General features: G+C 70.5%; 16 protein-coding genes and 3 pseudogenes. 10 read left to right on the forward strand and 9 right to left on the reverse strand.

What is annotated here, in order from left to right:
• Positions 1-339: 339 nt before the first annotated feature.
• Positions 340-1,395 carry an LCP family protein gene (locus tag IAG44_RS20060; protein WP_187748467.1) on the reverse strand — a complete coding sequence of 352 codons (1,056 nt, stop codon included), beginning with the start codon at positions 1,393-1,395 and terminating at the stop codon, positions 340-342.
• Between the two features lie 253 nt (positions 1,396-1,648).
• Between IAG44_RS20060 and IAG44_RS20065 the strand changes: the two genes are divergently transcribed.
• Complete coding sequence (locus IAG44_RS20065) at positions 1,649-3,874, forward strand: Orn/Lys/Arg family decarboxylase (protein ID WP_187748468.1); 2,226 nt, start codon at positions 1,649-1,651, stop codon at positions 3,872-3,874.
• An 18-nt stretch (positions 3,875-3,892) separates the two neighbouring features.
• Here the strand turns inward: IAG44_RS20065 and IAG44_RS43615 are convergent, their stop codons facing one another.
• Positions 3,893-4,033, reverse strand: a complete 141-nt coding sequence (locus IAG44_RS43615; protein ID WP_246561918.1) for a hypothetical protein — start codon at positions 4,031-4,033, stop codon at positions 3,893-3,895.
• Between the two features lie 211 nt (positions 4,034-4,244).
• On the opposite strand from IAG44_RS43615, the gene cyaB reads away from it, so the two are divergent.
• Positions 4,245-4,832, forward strand: a complete 588-nt coding sequence (gene cyaB, locus IAG44_RS20075; protein ID WP_187748469.1) for a class IV adenylate cyclase — start codon at positions 4,245-4,247, stop codon at positions 4,830-4,832.
• On the opposite strand, the pseudogene IAG44_RS20080 reads toward cyaB, so the two are convergent.
• The 5 genes and pseudogenes from IAG44_RS20080 to IAG44_RS20100 all read right to left on the reverse strand — a co-directional run bounded on the left by IAG44_RS20080 (position 4,809) and on the right by IAG44_RS20100 (position 7,033).
• Positions 4,809-5,384 (reverse strand): annotated as a pseudogene (locus IAG44_RS20080) (nucleotidyltransferase domain-containing protein). The gene cyaB and the pseudogene IAG44_RS20080 sit on opposite strands and share 24 nt — an antisense overlap.
• 28 nt (positions 5,385-5,412) lie before the next feature.
• Complete coding sequence (locus IAG44_RS20085) at positions 5,413-5,760, reverse strand: hypothetical protein (protein ID WP_187748470.1); 348 nt, start codon at positions 5,758-5,760, stop codon at positions 5,413-5,415.
• 174 nt (positions 5,761-5,934) lie between these two features.
• The gene (locus IAG44_RS20090) at positions 5,935-6,309 is read right to left on the reverse strand and encodes a hypothetical protein (RefSeq protein WP_187748471.1); all 375 of its coding nucleotides are present in this window, start codon (positions 6,307-6,309) and stop codon (positions 5,935-5,937) included.
• Between the two features lie 32 nt (positions 6,310-6,341).
• The gene (locus IAG44_RS20095; protein WP_187748472.1) at positions 6,342-6,737 is read right to left on the reverse strand and encodes a hypothetical protein; all 396 of its coding nucleotides are present in this window, start codon (positions 6,735-6,737) and stop codon (positions 6,342-6,344) included.
• A 38-nt stretch (positions 6,738-6,775) separates the two neighbouring features.
• Complete coding sequence (locus IAG44_RS20100) at positions 6,776-7,033, reverse strand: hypothetical protein (RefSeq protein ID WP_187748473.1); 258 nt, start codon at positions 7,031-7,033, stop codon at positions 6,776-6,778.
• Positions 7,034-7,138: 105 nt separating this feature from the next.
• Here IAG44_RS20100 and IAG44_RS20105 point away from each other — a divergent pair, with 105 nt between their 5' ends.
• The 4 genes from IAG44_RS20105 to IAG44_RS20120 are packed head-to-tail and all read left to right on the forward strand — an operon-like array spanning position 7,139 to position 8,921.
• Entirely contained in the window at positions 7,139-7,969 is an 831-nt protein-coding gene (locus IAG44_RS20105) for a helix-turn-helix domain-containing protein (RefSeq protein ID WP_187752784.1), read from the forward strand.
• A complete protein-coding gene (locus IAG44_RS20110; RefSeq protein WP_187748474.1) occupies positions 7,966-8,166 on the forward strand; it encodes a DUF397 domain-containing protein in 201 nt (66 codons plus the stop codon). The genes IAG44_RS20105 and IAG44_RS20110 overlap by 4 nt, the downstream gene beginning before the upstream one ends.
• A 40-nt stretch (positions 8,167-8,206) precedes the next feature.
• Entirely contained in the window at positions 8,207-8,521 is a 315-nt protein-coding gene (locus tag IAG44_RS20115; RefSeq protein WP_187748475.1) for a DUF397 domain-containing protein, read from the forward strand.
• A 52-nt stretch (positions 8,522-8,573) separates the two neighbouring features.
• Positions 8,574-8,921 (forward strand): hypothetical protein, encoded by a 348-nt coding sequence (locus tag IAG44_RS20120; RefSeq protein ID WP_187748476.1) that lies wholly within the window; start codon positions 8,574-8,576, stop codon positions 8,919-8,921.
• A gap of 10 nt (positions 8,922-8,931) precedes the next feature.
• Here the strand turns inward: IAG44_RS20120 and IAG44_RS20125 are convergent.
• Positions 8,932-9,426: pseudogene (locus tag IAG44_RS20125) on the reverse strand (class I SAM-dependent methyltransferase); the annotation flags it as partial.
• A 401-nt stretch (positions 9,427-9,827) separates the two neighbouring features.
• Between IAG44_RS20125 and IAG44_RS20130 the strand changes: the two are divergent.
• Positions 9,828-10,247, forward strand: a pseudogene (locus IAG44_RS20130) (Uma2 family endonuclease); the annotation flags it as partial.
• Positions 10,248-10,267: 20 nt separating this feature from the next.
• On the opposite strand, the gene IAG44_RS20135 reads toward IAG44_RS20130, so the two are convergent.
• On the reverse strand, positions 10,268-10,651 hold the full coding sequence (locus IAG44_RS20135) for a VOC family protein (protein ID WP_187748478.1): 384 nt from the start codon (positions 10,649-10,651) through the stop codon (positions 10,268-10,270).
• Between the two features lie 234 nt (positions 10,652-10,885).
• Here IAG44_RS20135 and IAG44_RS20140 point away from each other — a divergent pair, with 234 nt between their 5' ends.
• The 3 genes from IAG44_RS20140 to IAG44_RS20150 are packed head-to-tail and all read left to right on the forward strand — an operon-like array spanning position 10,886 to position 14,334.
• Positions 10,886-12,124 carry a beta-ketoacyl-ACP synthase 3 gene (locus IAG44_RS20140; RefSeq protein WP_187748479.1) on the forward strand — a complete coding sequence of 413 codons (1,239 nt, stop codon included), beginning with the start codon at positions 10,886-10,888 and terminating at the stop codon, positions 12,122-12,124.
• Positions 12,111-13,304 carry a beta-ketoacyl-[acyl-carrier-protein] synthase family protein gene (locus IAG44_RS20145; RefSeq protein WP_187748480.1) on the forward strand — a complete coding sequence of 398 codons (1,194 nt, stop codon included), beginning with the start codon at positions 12,111-12,113 and terminating at the stop codon, positions 13,302-13,304. The genes IAG44_RS20140 and IAG44_RS20145 overlap by 14 nt, the downstream gene beginning before the upstream one ends.
• 4 nt (positions 13,305-13,308) lie before the next feature.
• A complete protein-coding gene (locus tag IAG44_RS20150; protein WP_187748481.1) occupies positions 13,309-14,334 on the forward strand; it encodes an SDR family oxidoreductase in 1,026 nt (341 codons plus the stop codon).
• The last annotated feature ends 322 nt before the right edge of the window (positions 14,335-14,656 follow it).

The raw sequence follows: 14,656 nt of genomic DNA on the forward strand, positions 1-14,656 counted from the left end.
CGGGAGAGGGAGAGTCGGGCTCCGATCGAGCAGCCCCAGCCACCTCCTCCACCCCCACGCCCACCGATCCGGAAAGCCCCGCCGCCACTCCAGAGGAACCCGCCGCCGACCCAACCAGCCCCGCCGCCACCCCCAACGAACCCCCCACCGATCCAACCAGCCCCGCCGCCACCCCCAACGAACCCCCCACCGATCCAACCAGCCCCGCCGCCACCCCCAACGAACCCCCCACCGGCCCAGAAAGCCCCGCACCCAACCCCCCACCCGGCACAGCCACCACCCCACCAACCACCCCCAACACCCCCGCCAACACCAAGCCCCCCACCCCCAGCGCACCCCTCACCCGCACGCCATCCCCCCACCCCGCACCGGCTCATACGCCCCGAACTCCGGTACCTCAGACGGCCGTTCCTGGGAGTTCACCGGCGTAAGGGCGCGGTCCTCACGCAACCGTGCGAACACCTCGTCCGCCCGTTCCCGGTCCCACCAGAGCGTGGAGCCGACGCCGGGGATGTTCTCGTTGAACCCCCCGATGGGAACCGTCGCGAACTCGGTGGCGGAGGGCTTGAGGCGGGTGAGGGTTTTCGCGAGGGAGGTCAACTCGGCGTCTTTGAAGCCTTGGTCGACTTTGATGGAGCCGAGGAGGGTACGGCTGAGGCGGAGGAGGTCGACGGGGTTTTCCTGGAGGCGCTTCAACACCCCGACGAGGAAACGCTGTTGGCGTTGGACGCGCCCGAAGTCAGCGGCACCGTCGAACTTGCGTGAGCGGACGTACTGGAGGGACCGCCCGCCGTTCAACCGGTGCTTGCCGGGGGAGAGTTGAAGCTTCGTCCCGGCATCGTCGATACGCCGAGCCGGACACACATCGACGCCGCCCACCTGCTGGACGGAGTCGATGAACCGCCGGAAGTCGATCTGGAGGTAGCGGTCGATCGGCACCCCGGTCATCTCCTCGACCGTCCGGACGGACAACGCCGGCCCGCCCTCCCGGAACGCCGAGTTGATCTTCGCGTCATGATCCGGCACCCACTCCCCGGTCCCGGGATCATGGTGCGCGGGGATCCGCGCGAGGGAGTCCCGGGGCAGACTGAGGACGCTGACCCGGTCCTGCCGAGCGGAAACGTGGACGAGCATGAGGGTGTCCGTACAGTGGCAAGCCTCACCCCCGGCGTGATATCTCCGCAGCTCATCACGGGTGAGCTGGGACCGGTCGTCGATGCCCATGAGGAGGATCGTCGTGCCGTTCCCGGCGGCACGGCCCCGCTCCGCGCCCGCCTCGAACGCCGCGACCCGGGAAACGGGCAGCGCGCTCGCGCCGTCGATCCCGATCAGGGCCACCCCGGTCAGGGACCCCGCCAGTACGGCCACCGCCCCCGCCGTCCACCGCTTCCTCATCGTCAGCCCTCTCCGTGCGCGTCACGGCCAGAAACCACGGCCGGAATTCGCGGCCAGAAGGGGTATGCACGGATCCCGCCCACCCTCATCGCCCCGGTGTGATTAATCCCCCGTACGGGGTAATACCCCCGAGGCCCCCTGGTCAGCGCGGACGCGCCCGCCGCACCATCAAAGCCGCGACCTCGAAGACTCGGCCTCGACGACTCGACCTCGCAGGCAAGGCCCCGCTCCGTCCGCCGGGAGGCAGCCGCGCATGGTCCACCCCCTGATCCTCCTCGCCACCCCCGCCCGCCCCACGGACGACTCCGCGAACGCCGACCAACTCCGCAGGATCAGCGAGGAGTTGCCCGCACACAGGTGGGTCTCCACCGCCCCGGACGCGCTCGCGGTGATCCGCGCGGAGGCGGGCCTGTCGGCCGTCCTGCTGGACTGGGGCCTGGTGGACGCCGAGCGCGTGCTCGCCGGCATCCGGCGCAGGGCCACCGGCCTCCCCGTGTTCCTGGTGCTGGACGGCGCCGGTCTGGACGAGGTGCCGCTGTGGGCGGCGGAGGTGGTCGTCGGGTACGTGTGGCTGCACGAGGACACCCCGACGTTCCTCGCGGGGCGGATGGCGCGGGCGGCGCGGGAGTACCAGGAGGGTCTTCTCCCGCCGTTCTTCCGGGAGTTGACGAAGTGGGACGACAGTCACGAGTACTCGTGGCACACCCCGGCGCACGCGGGCGGCGTCGCGTTCCTGCGCTCGCCGGTCGGGCGGGCGTTCTTCGACTACTACGGCGAACAGCTCTTCCGCTCCGACCTCTCCTGCTCGGTCGAACTCGGCTCCGCCTGGGAGCACTCGGGGCCGATCGGCGACTCGGAGCGGAACGCGGCGCGGATCTTCGGCGCCGAGCGCACGTACTACGTGCTGCACGGGACATCGAACGCGAACCGGCTGGTGGGCCACCACTGCGCCGTCCAGGACGAGCCCGTGATCCTGGACCGCAACTGCCACAAGTCCGTGCACCACGCGATGATCCTCGCGGGGGCGCGGCCGGTGTATGTGACGGGGGCGCGCAACGGGTACGGGCTGATGGGCCCGGTGCCGCCGGGGTCGCTGGCCCAACCACCACTGACCCAACCACCACTGACCCAACTGCCGCTGACAGCAAGCCAGTTGGCACCGGACGGCGCATCCCCCGTCTACGCCGCCCTCACCAGCAGCACCTACGACGGTCTCCTCTACGACGCCGTGCGGGTCACGGAGTTGCTGGGCGCGCACGTCCCCCGGCTGCACTTCGACGAGGCGTGGTCGGCGTACACGAAGTTCCACCCCCTGTACGAGCGCCGGTGCGCGATGGACGTCCCCCTGACGCCCGGCAGCCCCTCCCTGTTCGCGACGCAGTCCACGCACAAGCTGCTGGCCGCGCTGTCGCAGAGCTCGATGGTGCACGTGCGTTCGTCGGAGCGGGCGCCGGTGGATCACGACCGGTTCAACCAGACGTTCATGATGCACGGGACGACGTCGCCGCTGTACCCGATGCTGGCGTCGCTGGACGTCGCGGCCGGGATGATGGACGGGGCCGCCGGGCGTTTCCTGATCGAGGAGACGCTGACGGAGGCGGTGCGCTTCCGGCAGGCGGTGCCCCAACTGGCGCGGCGGATCAGGGAGTCGGGGGACAGGCCGGGGTGGTTCTTCGGGGTGTGGCAGCCGCCGGAGGTGGCCGAGGCGTCGTTGGATGAGCTGGTGAACTCCCCCGCGCGCTGGTGTCTGGACCCCGGGGACTCCTGGCACGGCTACCCCGAACTGGAGCCGGGTTACTGCCTGTTGGACCCGGCGAAGGTCACGATCACCTGCCCCGGCGTCCAGGCCGACGGCACGGTCGAGCCGTGGGGCATCCCCGGGAAGGTCCTGAACGCGTACCTCTACCGCCGCCGGGTCGTCGCCGACAAGTACGACCCGTACAGCGTCCTCGTCTTCTTCTCGATGGGCATCACGAAGGGCAAGTGGGGCACGCTGCTGGACGCGTTGACGGACTTCAAGGCGCTGTACGACGCGAACGCGCCCCTCTCGGCGGTGCTCCCCGAACTGGTGTCGGCGCACCCGTCCCGCTACGCCCGTCTCACCCTCCCCGCCCTCTGCGCCGAAATGCACGCCCCCACCGCCGAGTTGACGTCCCTCCTGCGCGCCGCCTCCGCCGCCCTCCCCACCCCCGTCCTCCCCCCGGTCAAGGCGTACGAGGCGATGGTCCGGGGCCGCACCGAACGCGTCCCCCTCGCCCAACTCCCCGGCCGCACAGCCGCGGTGATGGTAGCGACGACTCCCCCGGGCAGCCCCCTCCTCGTCCCCGGCGAGCAACTGGGCTCCGCCGACAGCCCGTTGCTCGCCTACCTCACCGCCCTGGAGTCCTTCGACCACCGCTTCCCGGGTTTCGCGAGCGAGACGCACGGCGTGGAACACGATCCGGCGGGCGGCTACGGAATCCAGTGCGTGATCCCGTGACCGCTGCGTCAACTGCCGTCAGGCCCAGGTGAGGCGTTGCCCCTCGGGGCCGGCCCACAGCCGCATCCGTTCGGCGGGCGGGCGTCCGTCCGCCTGCCACCGCGCGAGGCGTTCGGTGACCGCGTCCCACAGGCGCACCGGCCCGCCCTGCCGGACCATCCACCATCCACCGTCCAGTCGTCGAGCGCGTCCACGCCCAGCCGGGCGGGCGTCGCCTGGCCCTCGCCGAGGTCCGGCAGAATGCCCAGCGGGGGCGGGAGGTGAGGGTGGGCGAGCATGAACGAGACGTGGCTGCCGAGTACCGGGCCGCTGGCCGTGCCGTCGTCGCCGACGCACGGCGGACGGTGTGAGCGGGGAAGGGGAGTGTCGGATGCCGGTCGAGGCGGAGTTGAAGGCGCGGGTGCGGGTGCCGGGGGCGGTGGAGCGGGGGCTCGGGGAGCGGGCTGTGGCACGGGTCGAGGTGTATCGGGACACCTATTACGACCGGGTGGGTGGAGAGTTGGGGCGGGGGGATGAAGAGTTGCGGATCCGGACGGTGGAGGGGGTGGGTGGGCGGCGGACGGTGCTGACCTGGAAGGGGGCCGCGGTCGACGAGGCGTCCGGGTCGAAGCCGGAGTACGAGACGGAGGTGGCGGACGCGGAGGCGGCGCACGCGATCCTCCGAGGGCTCGGGTACGTCGTGTGGATCGCGTTCGAGAAGCGGTGCCGGAACTACGAGTTCACCGCGTACGGGCGGGAGATGCTGGCGACGCTGGTGGAGGTCCCGGAACTTGAGGGGACGTTCCTGGAGGTGGAGACGCTGGTGGAGGAGGCCGAGTTGGGGGCCGCGTTGGAGGATGTGCGGGCTGTCATGGGGGAGTTGGGGATCGGGGCAGGGGAGCTGACCACGGAGACGTACACGGGGGCGGTCGCGGAGAGGCGAGGGCGGGGGGCGTCAGGTGGTGGGGGTGGGGCGTAGGCGGGTGAGCCAGGGGTGGGGGCCGTAGGTTCGGGTGATCGCGTCGGCGAGCCAGGCGCGTTGGGGGGTGGTGAGGAGGGGGAGGGTGGTGGCGAAGTCGGTTTCGTCTTTGGGGCGTGGGGAGTTGGCCTTGTAGTAGAGCTGGATCTCGGGGTGGAGGTAGGGGAGGCCGGTCGGGGAGAGGGCACCGAGGGTGGAGATGGGGCGGCGGACGGAGGGGTTGCGGCGGGAGATCCAGTCCGTGCCGGACTCGGACGCCTCGTCGAGCATGAGTGGGAGGCGCCAGGGTTCGCCGGGGCCGGGGCGGCACCAGATGTCGTGGACGGTGGGGCCGAGAAGTTCGCCCGGGAGCCAGGGGCGGAGCGCGCCCGGAGGATCAGCGGCTCACAACTCCCAGCCTGAGAGGGCTTGTTGGGCGGCGTGTTGGTCCCGGCGCAGGTGGAGGACATCGACGTCGGAGCGGGGGCGGAAAGGGCGGCCGACGGCCAGTTCGATGGCGTGGCCGCCCGCGATCCACCAGGGTGCTCTTAACTCGGCGAGGAGTTCGGCCAGTTCGGGGAGGGGGAGAGGAGCCCCGGGGTCAGGCTGTCAGGGGGAAGTCTGTGAAGGGGGCGCCCTCGTAGGTGTACGGGTAGTCGATGCCCAGGGAGGCGAGGGCGGCGGCGTGGCGGCGTTCGCGTTGGAGGTGGAGTTCGTGGAGGCGGCGGGATTCTTCGGCCTCGGCCTGGCGGCGGAAGATTTCGGCGGCTTCGGCCTTTGAGGGGCTGGTCCAGGGGCGGGACCAGGGGCTTTCCGGGATGACCGGGGTCGCGAGAGGGGACTTGGGGGCCGTCGGGGTGAGGTGGGCGGCGGTGTGGCGGCCCGGGCGGCGGCGGGGGAGGAGGATGCGCAGGGCGCAGGAAAGGGCGTGCACGATAAAATCGCGCATAGGTCGATCAGCTCCTTCGTAGCTGTCTCGGCTAGCCCCGTTGGATCGTTGGCGCGATCCTTCGGGGCGCTTTTTTGTGTTGTGGTGACAGACCGTAGGGGCAAGTGACGCAAGTGGAGAAGGGGATTCCGAGGATTCACTCTTTCGGGTGAACTTCCCCGTAGTACTTAAGAGCTACAGCTCCTTCGGGAGGCCCCATTTCTCCGGGTTCGCGATCAGGTCCTCAAGGAGCGCGTCGGCGGTCGGATCGGTGACGTCCCACGCGTGGACGAGGGCATGCGCGTCGAACAGTCCGCAGCCGTCGCCGTTCTCGTGCGTGACGGAGCACCACTTGAGGACGGCGAACCTGAACTCTTCCTCGCCGTTCCAGAGGAACCACTGCGCCTCGTCGACCTCGCCGCCGTCCCAGAGGAAGTCGGCGTGCTCGCCGGTGTGCCCCTCGGCCAGCTCGCAGCAGACGTAGCCGTCCGCGAACTCGGCGTGGTCGTAGGTGGCGTCGGGCGCCGACTGGAGCAGCGTCAACACGTCCCGAACCGGCAGCCTTCTCACGGCGGTGCACTGCAACATCGCGTCCTCGCAGGTCAGTTGATGTACGACGAGGGCGCCCCGTCCCGACGCGGCACCCCCCACTCGGCGAGCCGTTCCGCGACGTACGTCGGACTCACCCGGAACTCCCGCGCCAGCGCGGCGGCCGACGCCCCGCTGCGGTACCGCGCCTCCACACTCTCCCTCGCCGCGACGAACTCCGCGCGGGCTTCCCGAACTTCGGCGGTGGTACGCCGGTCCGCGCGCCCCCTGAAGACCCTCGCGGGGGACCTCCGGTACATCAGCGCGGCGATCAGTCCGCGCCGGGTCTCGCCCCATTCGTCGAACCGGCGTCCCAGCCAGCCGGCGGTGACGCCGAACTCTTCCGCGACGCGGCTCAGGGGGACGCCGTCGCGGTATCTGCGCAGCACCAACTCCCGCTGTTTCAGCACGCGTTCCCTCGCGGTGGCCCTCTCAGGTGTACCGGCGTTCACAGGACCTCGCCCCTGCTGCGGGCGTTCGCCTTGCCGACCTCGGCGTGCATCCGCTGCTCCGGGGTGACCGCGTGGACGTCCCTGGGATCGGCCTCCCATTCCACGCCGCCCTTGATCGGGCGCAGCGCCCACTTCCCCGCCCAAGTCCCCCTGAACTCACCGACCTTGTCCGACGCGGCGTCTCTCACGAGGGCTCCGATCGCCGGTACCGGTGGGGGCTTCTCCGGCTCCGGAACATCACCTTTCTCCGTCATCACCACTCCTCTCCGTAGCGATTCCACTACCGTGAGATCAGAGTGACCGAGCCGCCGGGAACCCTTCAACTGACCCCGCTGGATTGGAAGGTTGGTGCTCCGCCGTTGAACCGTAAGAAGCTCGACCCCGACAGTTCGCCGCAGGCCGAATTCGGGGCGCATCTGCGCAAAGTGCGTGAAGAGCAGGGGCTCACGCAGGAGGAGGTGGCGGATCGGGCGGGTTTCTCCAGCTCGCACATGTCCGCCGTGGAGACTGCCCGCAAGAAGCCGACTCTTCAGGTGGCTCGGCTAGTCGATCGGGCGCTGGGAACCGGAGACATGTTCGAACGCCGGTGGCGGCAGATGAGCAACGGGGGAGTGCTGGAGGGTTCGCCGCAGTACATCGGCCACGAGGCGAAGGCTGCGGAGATCCGTGTGTTCGAGGTGAGCGTCATCCCCGGACTGCTCCAGACACCGCAGTATGCAGCGGTGATCGCGCAGAGTGAGGTGAAACGGGGAGCCATCACGAGCGCACAGGCCGAGGAGCGTCTGGCTCTGCTCGCGGGCCGCCAGGCTTCGCTGAACCGCCTTCCGTCGCCACTGGTCGTCGCGGTACTGGACGAGGCATGCCTGCGTCGGCCCTTGGGCGGCCCCGAGGTCATGAACGCCCAGTTGGACAAGCTGATCGAGTTCGCGGAGATGCCGAACACCCATCTCCAGATCGCCCCGTTCACCATGGGTGAGCGACGGCCCTTCGACCTGCCGGTGTACCTGCTGACTCTGCCGGACCGCACGGTCCTGTCCTACGCCGAGTCCGCCCACCAGGGCCACCTTGAGCGCGACATCACATTCGTACTGCCGAAGTTGACGGCCTACCATCAACTACAAGCCGAGGCGCTTTCCCAGGCGGAATCCGTGGCCATGATCAGAGACTTGCGAAAGGGCAGCACACCGTGAGTACCGAACTCCCACGCTGGTTCACCTCCTCGTACAGCAGCAACGGCGGCGTCTGCGTCGAGGTCGCCACCAACCTCGCCACCACCCACGGCACGGTCCTCATCCGCGACTCCAAGAACCCTGCGGGCCCCGCCCTGAACGTCCGCACCTCCCCCTTCACCGCCTTCCTCAACTCCCCCGAGTTCGGCGCGAACTGACCTGGTCGGAGCCCCTGGACCGCCCTCACCATGGGGCTCCATGACCCCCAACACCCCAACCTGGCGCAAGTCGTCCTACAGCGAGAACGGCGGCGTCTGCGTCGAGATCGAGATCTCCTCCCCGACCTGGCAGACCTCCTCCCACAGCGAGAACGGCGGCGCCTGCGTCCAGGTCGCCACCTGGACCAAGTCCTCGCACAGCGACAACGGCGGCGCCTGCGTCGAAATCTCCGCCACCCCCGCCCCCGTCATCCTCATCCGCGACTCCAAAGCCCTCCCCCACGCCCCCACCCTCCACATCCCGGCCCCCGCCTTCACCACCTTCCTCACGGCGCTGAAGACGGGAACTCCCTGAGCCCGGCCCCTTACGCCGTCGATCACACCGGCGGGCGAGTACTGGAGCAGCGATGTACGACACCCCCCTCTACCTGGCCCGGTTGGACATGTACGCGCGGTTCCTCACCGCCGTCGACGCCGAGTCGCACGTGGTGTGGCACCGGCAGGACGGCCGCTACGCGGACGAACGCGAGGCCATCGACGCCGTGGACCGCGCGTACGCCGCCACCCGCGCCGCCTTCAACCCCATCGACCTCGAAGGCACCGGCCCGCACAAAGAGGCCCGCCTGCTCCTCGAACAGCTCAAGGCCCTGCACAGGGACGGCGGCGAGAACCCTGACTGGAAGAGCTTCAAGGCGGCACGGGAGACGTTCGTGACGGCTGCGAAGGGGTGCCTGGAGGAGCTGCGCGACGAGTGACCGGTCGGTGTCAGTTTCCGTCGTCATGTCGGCTCCGTCCCCGGCAGACGAGCATGCCGCCGAGACACGTGACGCGAAACGTGCCCTCTGCCTCAATGGCCTCGCCAGGTGCGCGACGACCGGGTCGGCCGTGGGCCCCTCCTCAACACCCAGCACATCACCTGCGGCCCCCCGCCAGAGCTGCTCCAGTTCCCGCTTGTCGTTCCGGCTGTTGGTGGAGACGATCGCGATGCCATCGGGCGCGAGCACCCGGCCCAACTCCCGTACCGCGCGCCAGGTCCTCGACGTGATACAGCATGTGCAGCGCCAGGACAGCACCAAGTGCCCCATCGGCGACGGGCAGTTGCTGGACATCCGCGACAACGGCACCGGGGACGTCGTCGAGAATTCCGGAAGAGACGTCCAGGGGAAGCACAGCCAGATCGGGACGCTCCGCCCGCACCCGCGCGACGAACTTCCCGTTGCCGCACCCGACATCCGCGACCGCGCCACGCACGCCGGTCAGTCATCGGGGCTCCGTGTGAATGCGTGCACGTAGATCGACTGCCGACCGCGCGCCACGGTACGGCTCACTGCCCAGGAGCGCGGCCAGATCGCGGAGCCTGATGGTGATGCTCGCCGTGTATGTTCCGGCGCCGAACACCTCCGAGAGCTTCGTGCCGGCTCCTTCGACCTCGCTACTCGCCAGGTAGGCCGTCGCCAGGTCCAGACGCGCGGCCTGTAGCTTCCTGAATCCGTACGTCGCACACACCACCCTGCACGATGATCGATCCCGTCGCCGTGCTGGCGGCATGGGCAAGCACAGCCGACCCGGACCGGCGGACCAGCCGTCACATGTGGTGACGCCACTAAGCTGACAACAGCCTCGCGACGCCGTCTGGAGGAAGCTGTGACTGCCGAACTCCCCGAGTCGTGGACAACCTGAACTTCGCTCTGCGGCAAGCCGTCCCCGAAGGATTCCAGGCCACCCGGGAGATGACCGTCCGGCTCGACAAGAAGAGCCGCCCCGAACCCGACGTCCTCGTCACCACCGCCCCCTACGACCCCGACCGCACCTGGTACGCCCCCGAGGACGTCGTTCTGGTCGTCGAGGTCGTCTCGGAGGAGTCGGCGCACCGGGACCGCTCGATCAAGCCCTTCAAGTACGCGCAGGCGAGGATCCCCCACTTCTGGCGGGTGGAGGACGAGGACGGCGCCCCCACGGTCCACGCGTACGAGCTCGACGCCATGACCAGCACGTACGTGCCCACGGGGATCCACCGGGAACGGCTGAAGGCCACCGTTCCCTTCCCGCTCGACCTCGATCTCACGAAGCTCGTGCCCTGAGGGGTGGTGGTCCCGTCCCGTCAGACCGGCGGGAGTTGTCTGCGTAGCAGGCAGAACTCGTTGCCCTCCGGGTCGAGGAGGGGGTACCAGTTCTCCTCGCCGGTCTGGCCGATGTCCGCGTGGCGGGCGCCGAGGGTCAACAGGCGGCGGAGTTCGGCCTGTTGGTCGCGGTCGGTGGGGCTGACGTCGAGGTGGAGGCGGAGTTTGCGGGGGCGGGGGTCGGTGGTGGGGCTGAGGACGAGCGTGGGTTGGGGGCCGCCGAACCCCGTGCCGGGCGGGCCGAGTTCGATGCTGCCGTCGTCCTCCCGCCCGACCTCGACATACCCGAGGACTTCGCTCCAGAAGACGGCGAGCTGTTCGGCGTCCACGCAGTCGAGGACGAGTTCGCTGATGCGGCAGGCCATGCGGGCAGTGTAGGGAGGCGGCGCGGGGGGTTCGCGGAATTTCCGACGCGGAGAGCCCGTCCACGTCACCGGCGCGGCACCCCCGCCCCCGTCCCAAGCCCTTTCGCGCCCCCGCCGCCCCCTCCGCCCCCTGTGTGGGTGATGCGCCGAGGCCCCCGAAACCGCTTACCTGGGAGGCGGCGGCCCACCCCGCCTCCCCCTCCTCACCCCTCCCCCAGAGCGGAGCGAATCCGCATGTCTGCCTCCCCCACCTCCGTGATCAGAGCTGTCGGCGCGTGTCTGCCGGACAGGGTCGTGACGAACGACGACCTGGTCGCGGCCGGCCTGAACACCTCGGACGACTGGATCCGCACCCGGACGGGCATCGCGGCCCGGCGAAGGGTCGCGCCCGGCACGAGTACGGGCGACCTGGCGACGAGGGCCGCGGAGTCGGCGCTCGCGTCGGCCCCCGGCGACACCCCCCGGCTGGTGATCCTCGCGACGACGACCCCCGACCACCCCTGCCCGGCGACGGCCCCGCAGATCGCGTCCCGCCTGGGCCTCACGGACGTCCCGGCGTTCGACCTCGCGGCCGTCTGCTCCGGCTTCGTGTACGCGTTGGCGACCGCGGACGCCTGGATCCGCGCCGGCGCGGTGACGTCCGCGCTGGTCATCGGCGCGGAGACGTACTCGACGATCGTCGACCCGGCCGACCGCGACACGGCGCCGATCTTCGGGGACGGCGCCGGGGCCGTCGTCCTGGGCCGGGGCGACCCCGACGAGCCCGGCGCGATCCTCGCGACCGACCTCGGCAGCGACGGCACCGGTGCGGACCAGGTGATGATCGCGACCGGCGGCTCCCGCGCCCCCGCCGCGCCCGGCCCGCACACCCTGCGCATGAAGGGCCGCGAGGTCTACGGCCACGCCGTGCGCCGCATGACGACGTCCGCGCAGCGCACGCTGGACCGGCTGCGCTGGCCCGCCGACTCGGTCGGCGCGTTCATCGGCCACCAGGCCAACCAGCGGATCCTGGACGCCGTCGCCGACCGCCTCGCCATCGCGCCCGCGCACCGCTTCGGCAACATCCGCGACGTCGGCAACACGGCCGCCGCGTCGATCCCGCTGGTCCTCGCGGACGTCGCCTCGAAAGGCGCCGTGCGGCCCGGCACCCGCACCCTCCTCACCGCGTTCGGCGGCGGCCTGACCTGGGGCTGCGCCGCTCTCACCTGGCCCGACCTGACGAAGGAGCCCACCATGACGACCCTCGACTCCCCCGTGTACGAGCATGTCGCGCACGTCCTGACGACCAAGTTCGACGTGCTGACGGTGGAACCCGACGCCACGTTCGACGACCTCGGCATGGACTCCCTCGCCGTGGTGGAACTGTTCGTGACCCTGTCCGAGCACTGGGGCATCGTCCTGGACGACGCGGAGGCGGATCCGGAGCTGACGGTGCAGGCGCTGGTGGGGTTGGTGGAGCGTGCCCGGAGCTGACATCGCCATCACCGGCATCGGCCTTGTGACGCCGGGGGGTTGTGGCCGTGCGGCGACCTGGCGGACGGTGCTCGCGGGGCGCGCGACGGCGACGTCCGTGCCCGAACTCCCGTGGCCCGCCTGCCCGGTGGCCGACTACCCGGCGTCGAGGGGGAGTTGGCAACTCGACCGGCATACACGGTTCGCGTTGACGGCCGCGGACGAGGCACTGGTGGACGCCGGGTTCGGGGGAACCGGCGTCGGGAACCTCGACGCGAACCGCACCGCCGTCGTCGTCGGCACCGCCTTCGGCGGCACGACCTCTCAACTCGCCCAGCACGAACGCCTGTTGAACAAGGCCAAGCTCTCCCCGTACCTGATCCCGATGTTCCTCCCCAACATGGCGGCGGCCCAGCTCGCGCTGCGCATCGGCGCCCGGGGCCCTGTCCTCGGCGTCTCCACGGCGTGCGCGTCCGGCGCGACGGCGATCGGCACGGCGGCGGAGTTGCTGCGCTCCGGCGCCTGCGACGTCGCCGTGGCGGGCGGCACGGACGCCGCGCTGCACCCCCTGTGGTCGGCCGGCTTCCGCACGATGGGCGCGCTCTCCCCCACCGCCGCGCGCCCCTTCGACACCGCCCGCGACGGCTTCGTCATGGGCGAGGGCGCCGGGATCCTGGTCCTGGAACGGGCGTCCGACGCTGCGGCGCGCGGCCACCGGGGGCACGCCCTGCTCGCCGGGTACGCCGCGACCGCCGACGCGCATCACGCCGTCGCCCCCGACCCGTCGGGACGCGGCGCGGAACGTGCCGTGCGGCTCGCGCTGGCCGACGCCGGGGTGGACTGCTCGGCGGTGGACCACGTCAACGCCCATGGCACCGGCACCCAGTTGAACGACGCCGCCGAGGCCGCGCTGATCGCCCGCTGCTTCCCGCACCGGCCGTCCGTCACGTCCGCGAAGGGCTGCCTCGGGCATCTCCTGGGCGCGGCGGGCGCGGTGGAGGCGGCGCTGACGGCCCTGACGCTGTCGTCCTCCCACATCCCACCCACGGCCGGCCTGAACTCCCCCTCCCCGGAGGCGAGTTCACTCGACCTGGTCACTGGCTCCGCCCGCACCGCCGCCCGCCTCTCCCTCGCCGTCAGCCACTCGTTCGGCTTCGGCGGCCACAACACGGCCCTCGTCCTGCGCACCCTGGATCACTGAACGCATGCACACCACCCATGTCCTCACCGGAGCAACTGGCCTCATCGGCGCGGCACTTCTCCTCCACCTCGCGGAACACACGGACGACGAGTTCGTGTGCCTGGTCCGGCCACCGGGGGACCGCCTGGACGCCACGCTGAGCCACGCGGCGACGGCGTACGCCGTGAGCCCCGCCGTCCTCGCGTCCGCCCTCAGACGCACGCGGATCGTCGAAACGGACCTGACGACGGCGGGGGAGCTACCTCTGCGCCGCACAGGCCGCATCGAGATCTGGCACTGCGCCGCCGTCCTCAACTTCCGCCGCGCCGCCTGGCGTTCCACCATCACGACGAACGTCCGGGGCACCCGCCGGATGCTCGCGCTGGCCCGCGCGCTGGACGCCGACGCGTTCACCTACCTGAGCACGGCGTACGTCGCCGGCCGGACGACCGGCCCGATCAAGGAGGAACCGGCCTCGCCCCACCACGCCCGCACCCCCTACGAGCTGAGCAAGATCGCCGCCGAGCGGCTGGTCCTGGACGCCGACGATCTCGTCGTCCGCGTGCTGCGGCCCTCGGTCGTCGTGGGCCACAGCGAAACCCTCGCGTATCCCGGTACGCCGAGCGGCGCCTACAAGATCCAGCAGCTCCTGGCCGCCTACTTCCGGGCGCTCCCGCCCACCGGCCACCCCCGCCTGACAGCCCTCCCCGACGAACCCTTCAACCTCATCCCCATCAACCACGTGGTCCGCGAGGCCCACGCCCTCAGCCTCTCCCACGCCACCGGCATCCACCACCTCACCAACCCCGCCCCACCCACCACCGGCGACCTCCTCACCGCCCTCCTCGCCAACTGCGGCTCCCCACCACCCCTCTACACCCCCCACCCCGACCCCCTCCTCCACCTCGCCCTAGGCGTCTACGTCCCCTTCCTCAACAACCCCCAACGATTCCTCCGCTCCCGAACGGACATCGCAACACCTTGGACGCCGGATCAGGGGGTACTGCGGGCGATGTTCGGGGGATTCGCGGGGGACCAGAGGCAGGCGTGAGCGCCAAAACCGCACCCCGAACAAAGCGGCAACAAAAGGAAGGTGAGAGTCTGGTATGGGATCGAGCCCATCCGGAATGACCAGCCTCTCAGAAAAGATCGCAAGAAATACGGTGGCCGCAGGTGCCACAGCTTGCATTTCGGCTCTCGCGGGATGAGGAATGGAGAGGTTTTGATGACGTCGAAGCTTGCTGCTTTCTTGGCCTGGGCAGTGGTGTTTTTTGTCGTCAACAAGTTCGTGCTCTCTGGTGTCGAAGGTGGGCAGGGCCCAGCAAGGGCGCTGAGACGCAGCGAGCGGGCACTGCCCAGGCCCCCTCGTGGCG

Origin of the sequence: Streptomyces roseirectus, from assembly GCF_014489635.1 — a bacterium.
GTDB lineage: Bacteria > Actinomycetota > Actinomycetes > Streptomycetales > Streptomycetaceae > Streptomyces > Streptomyces roseirectus.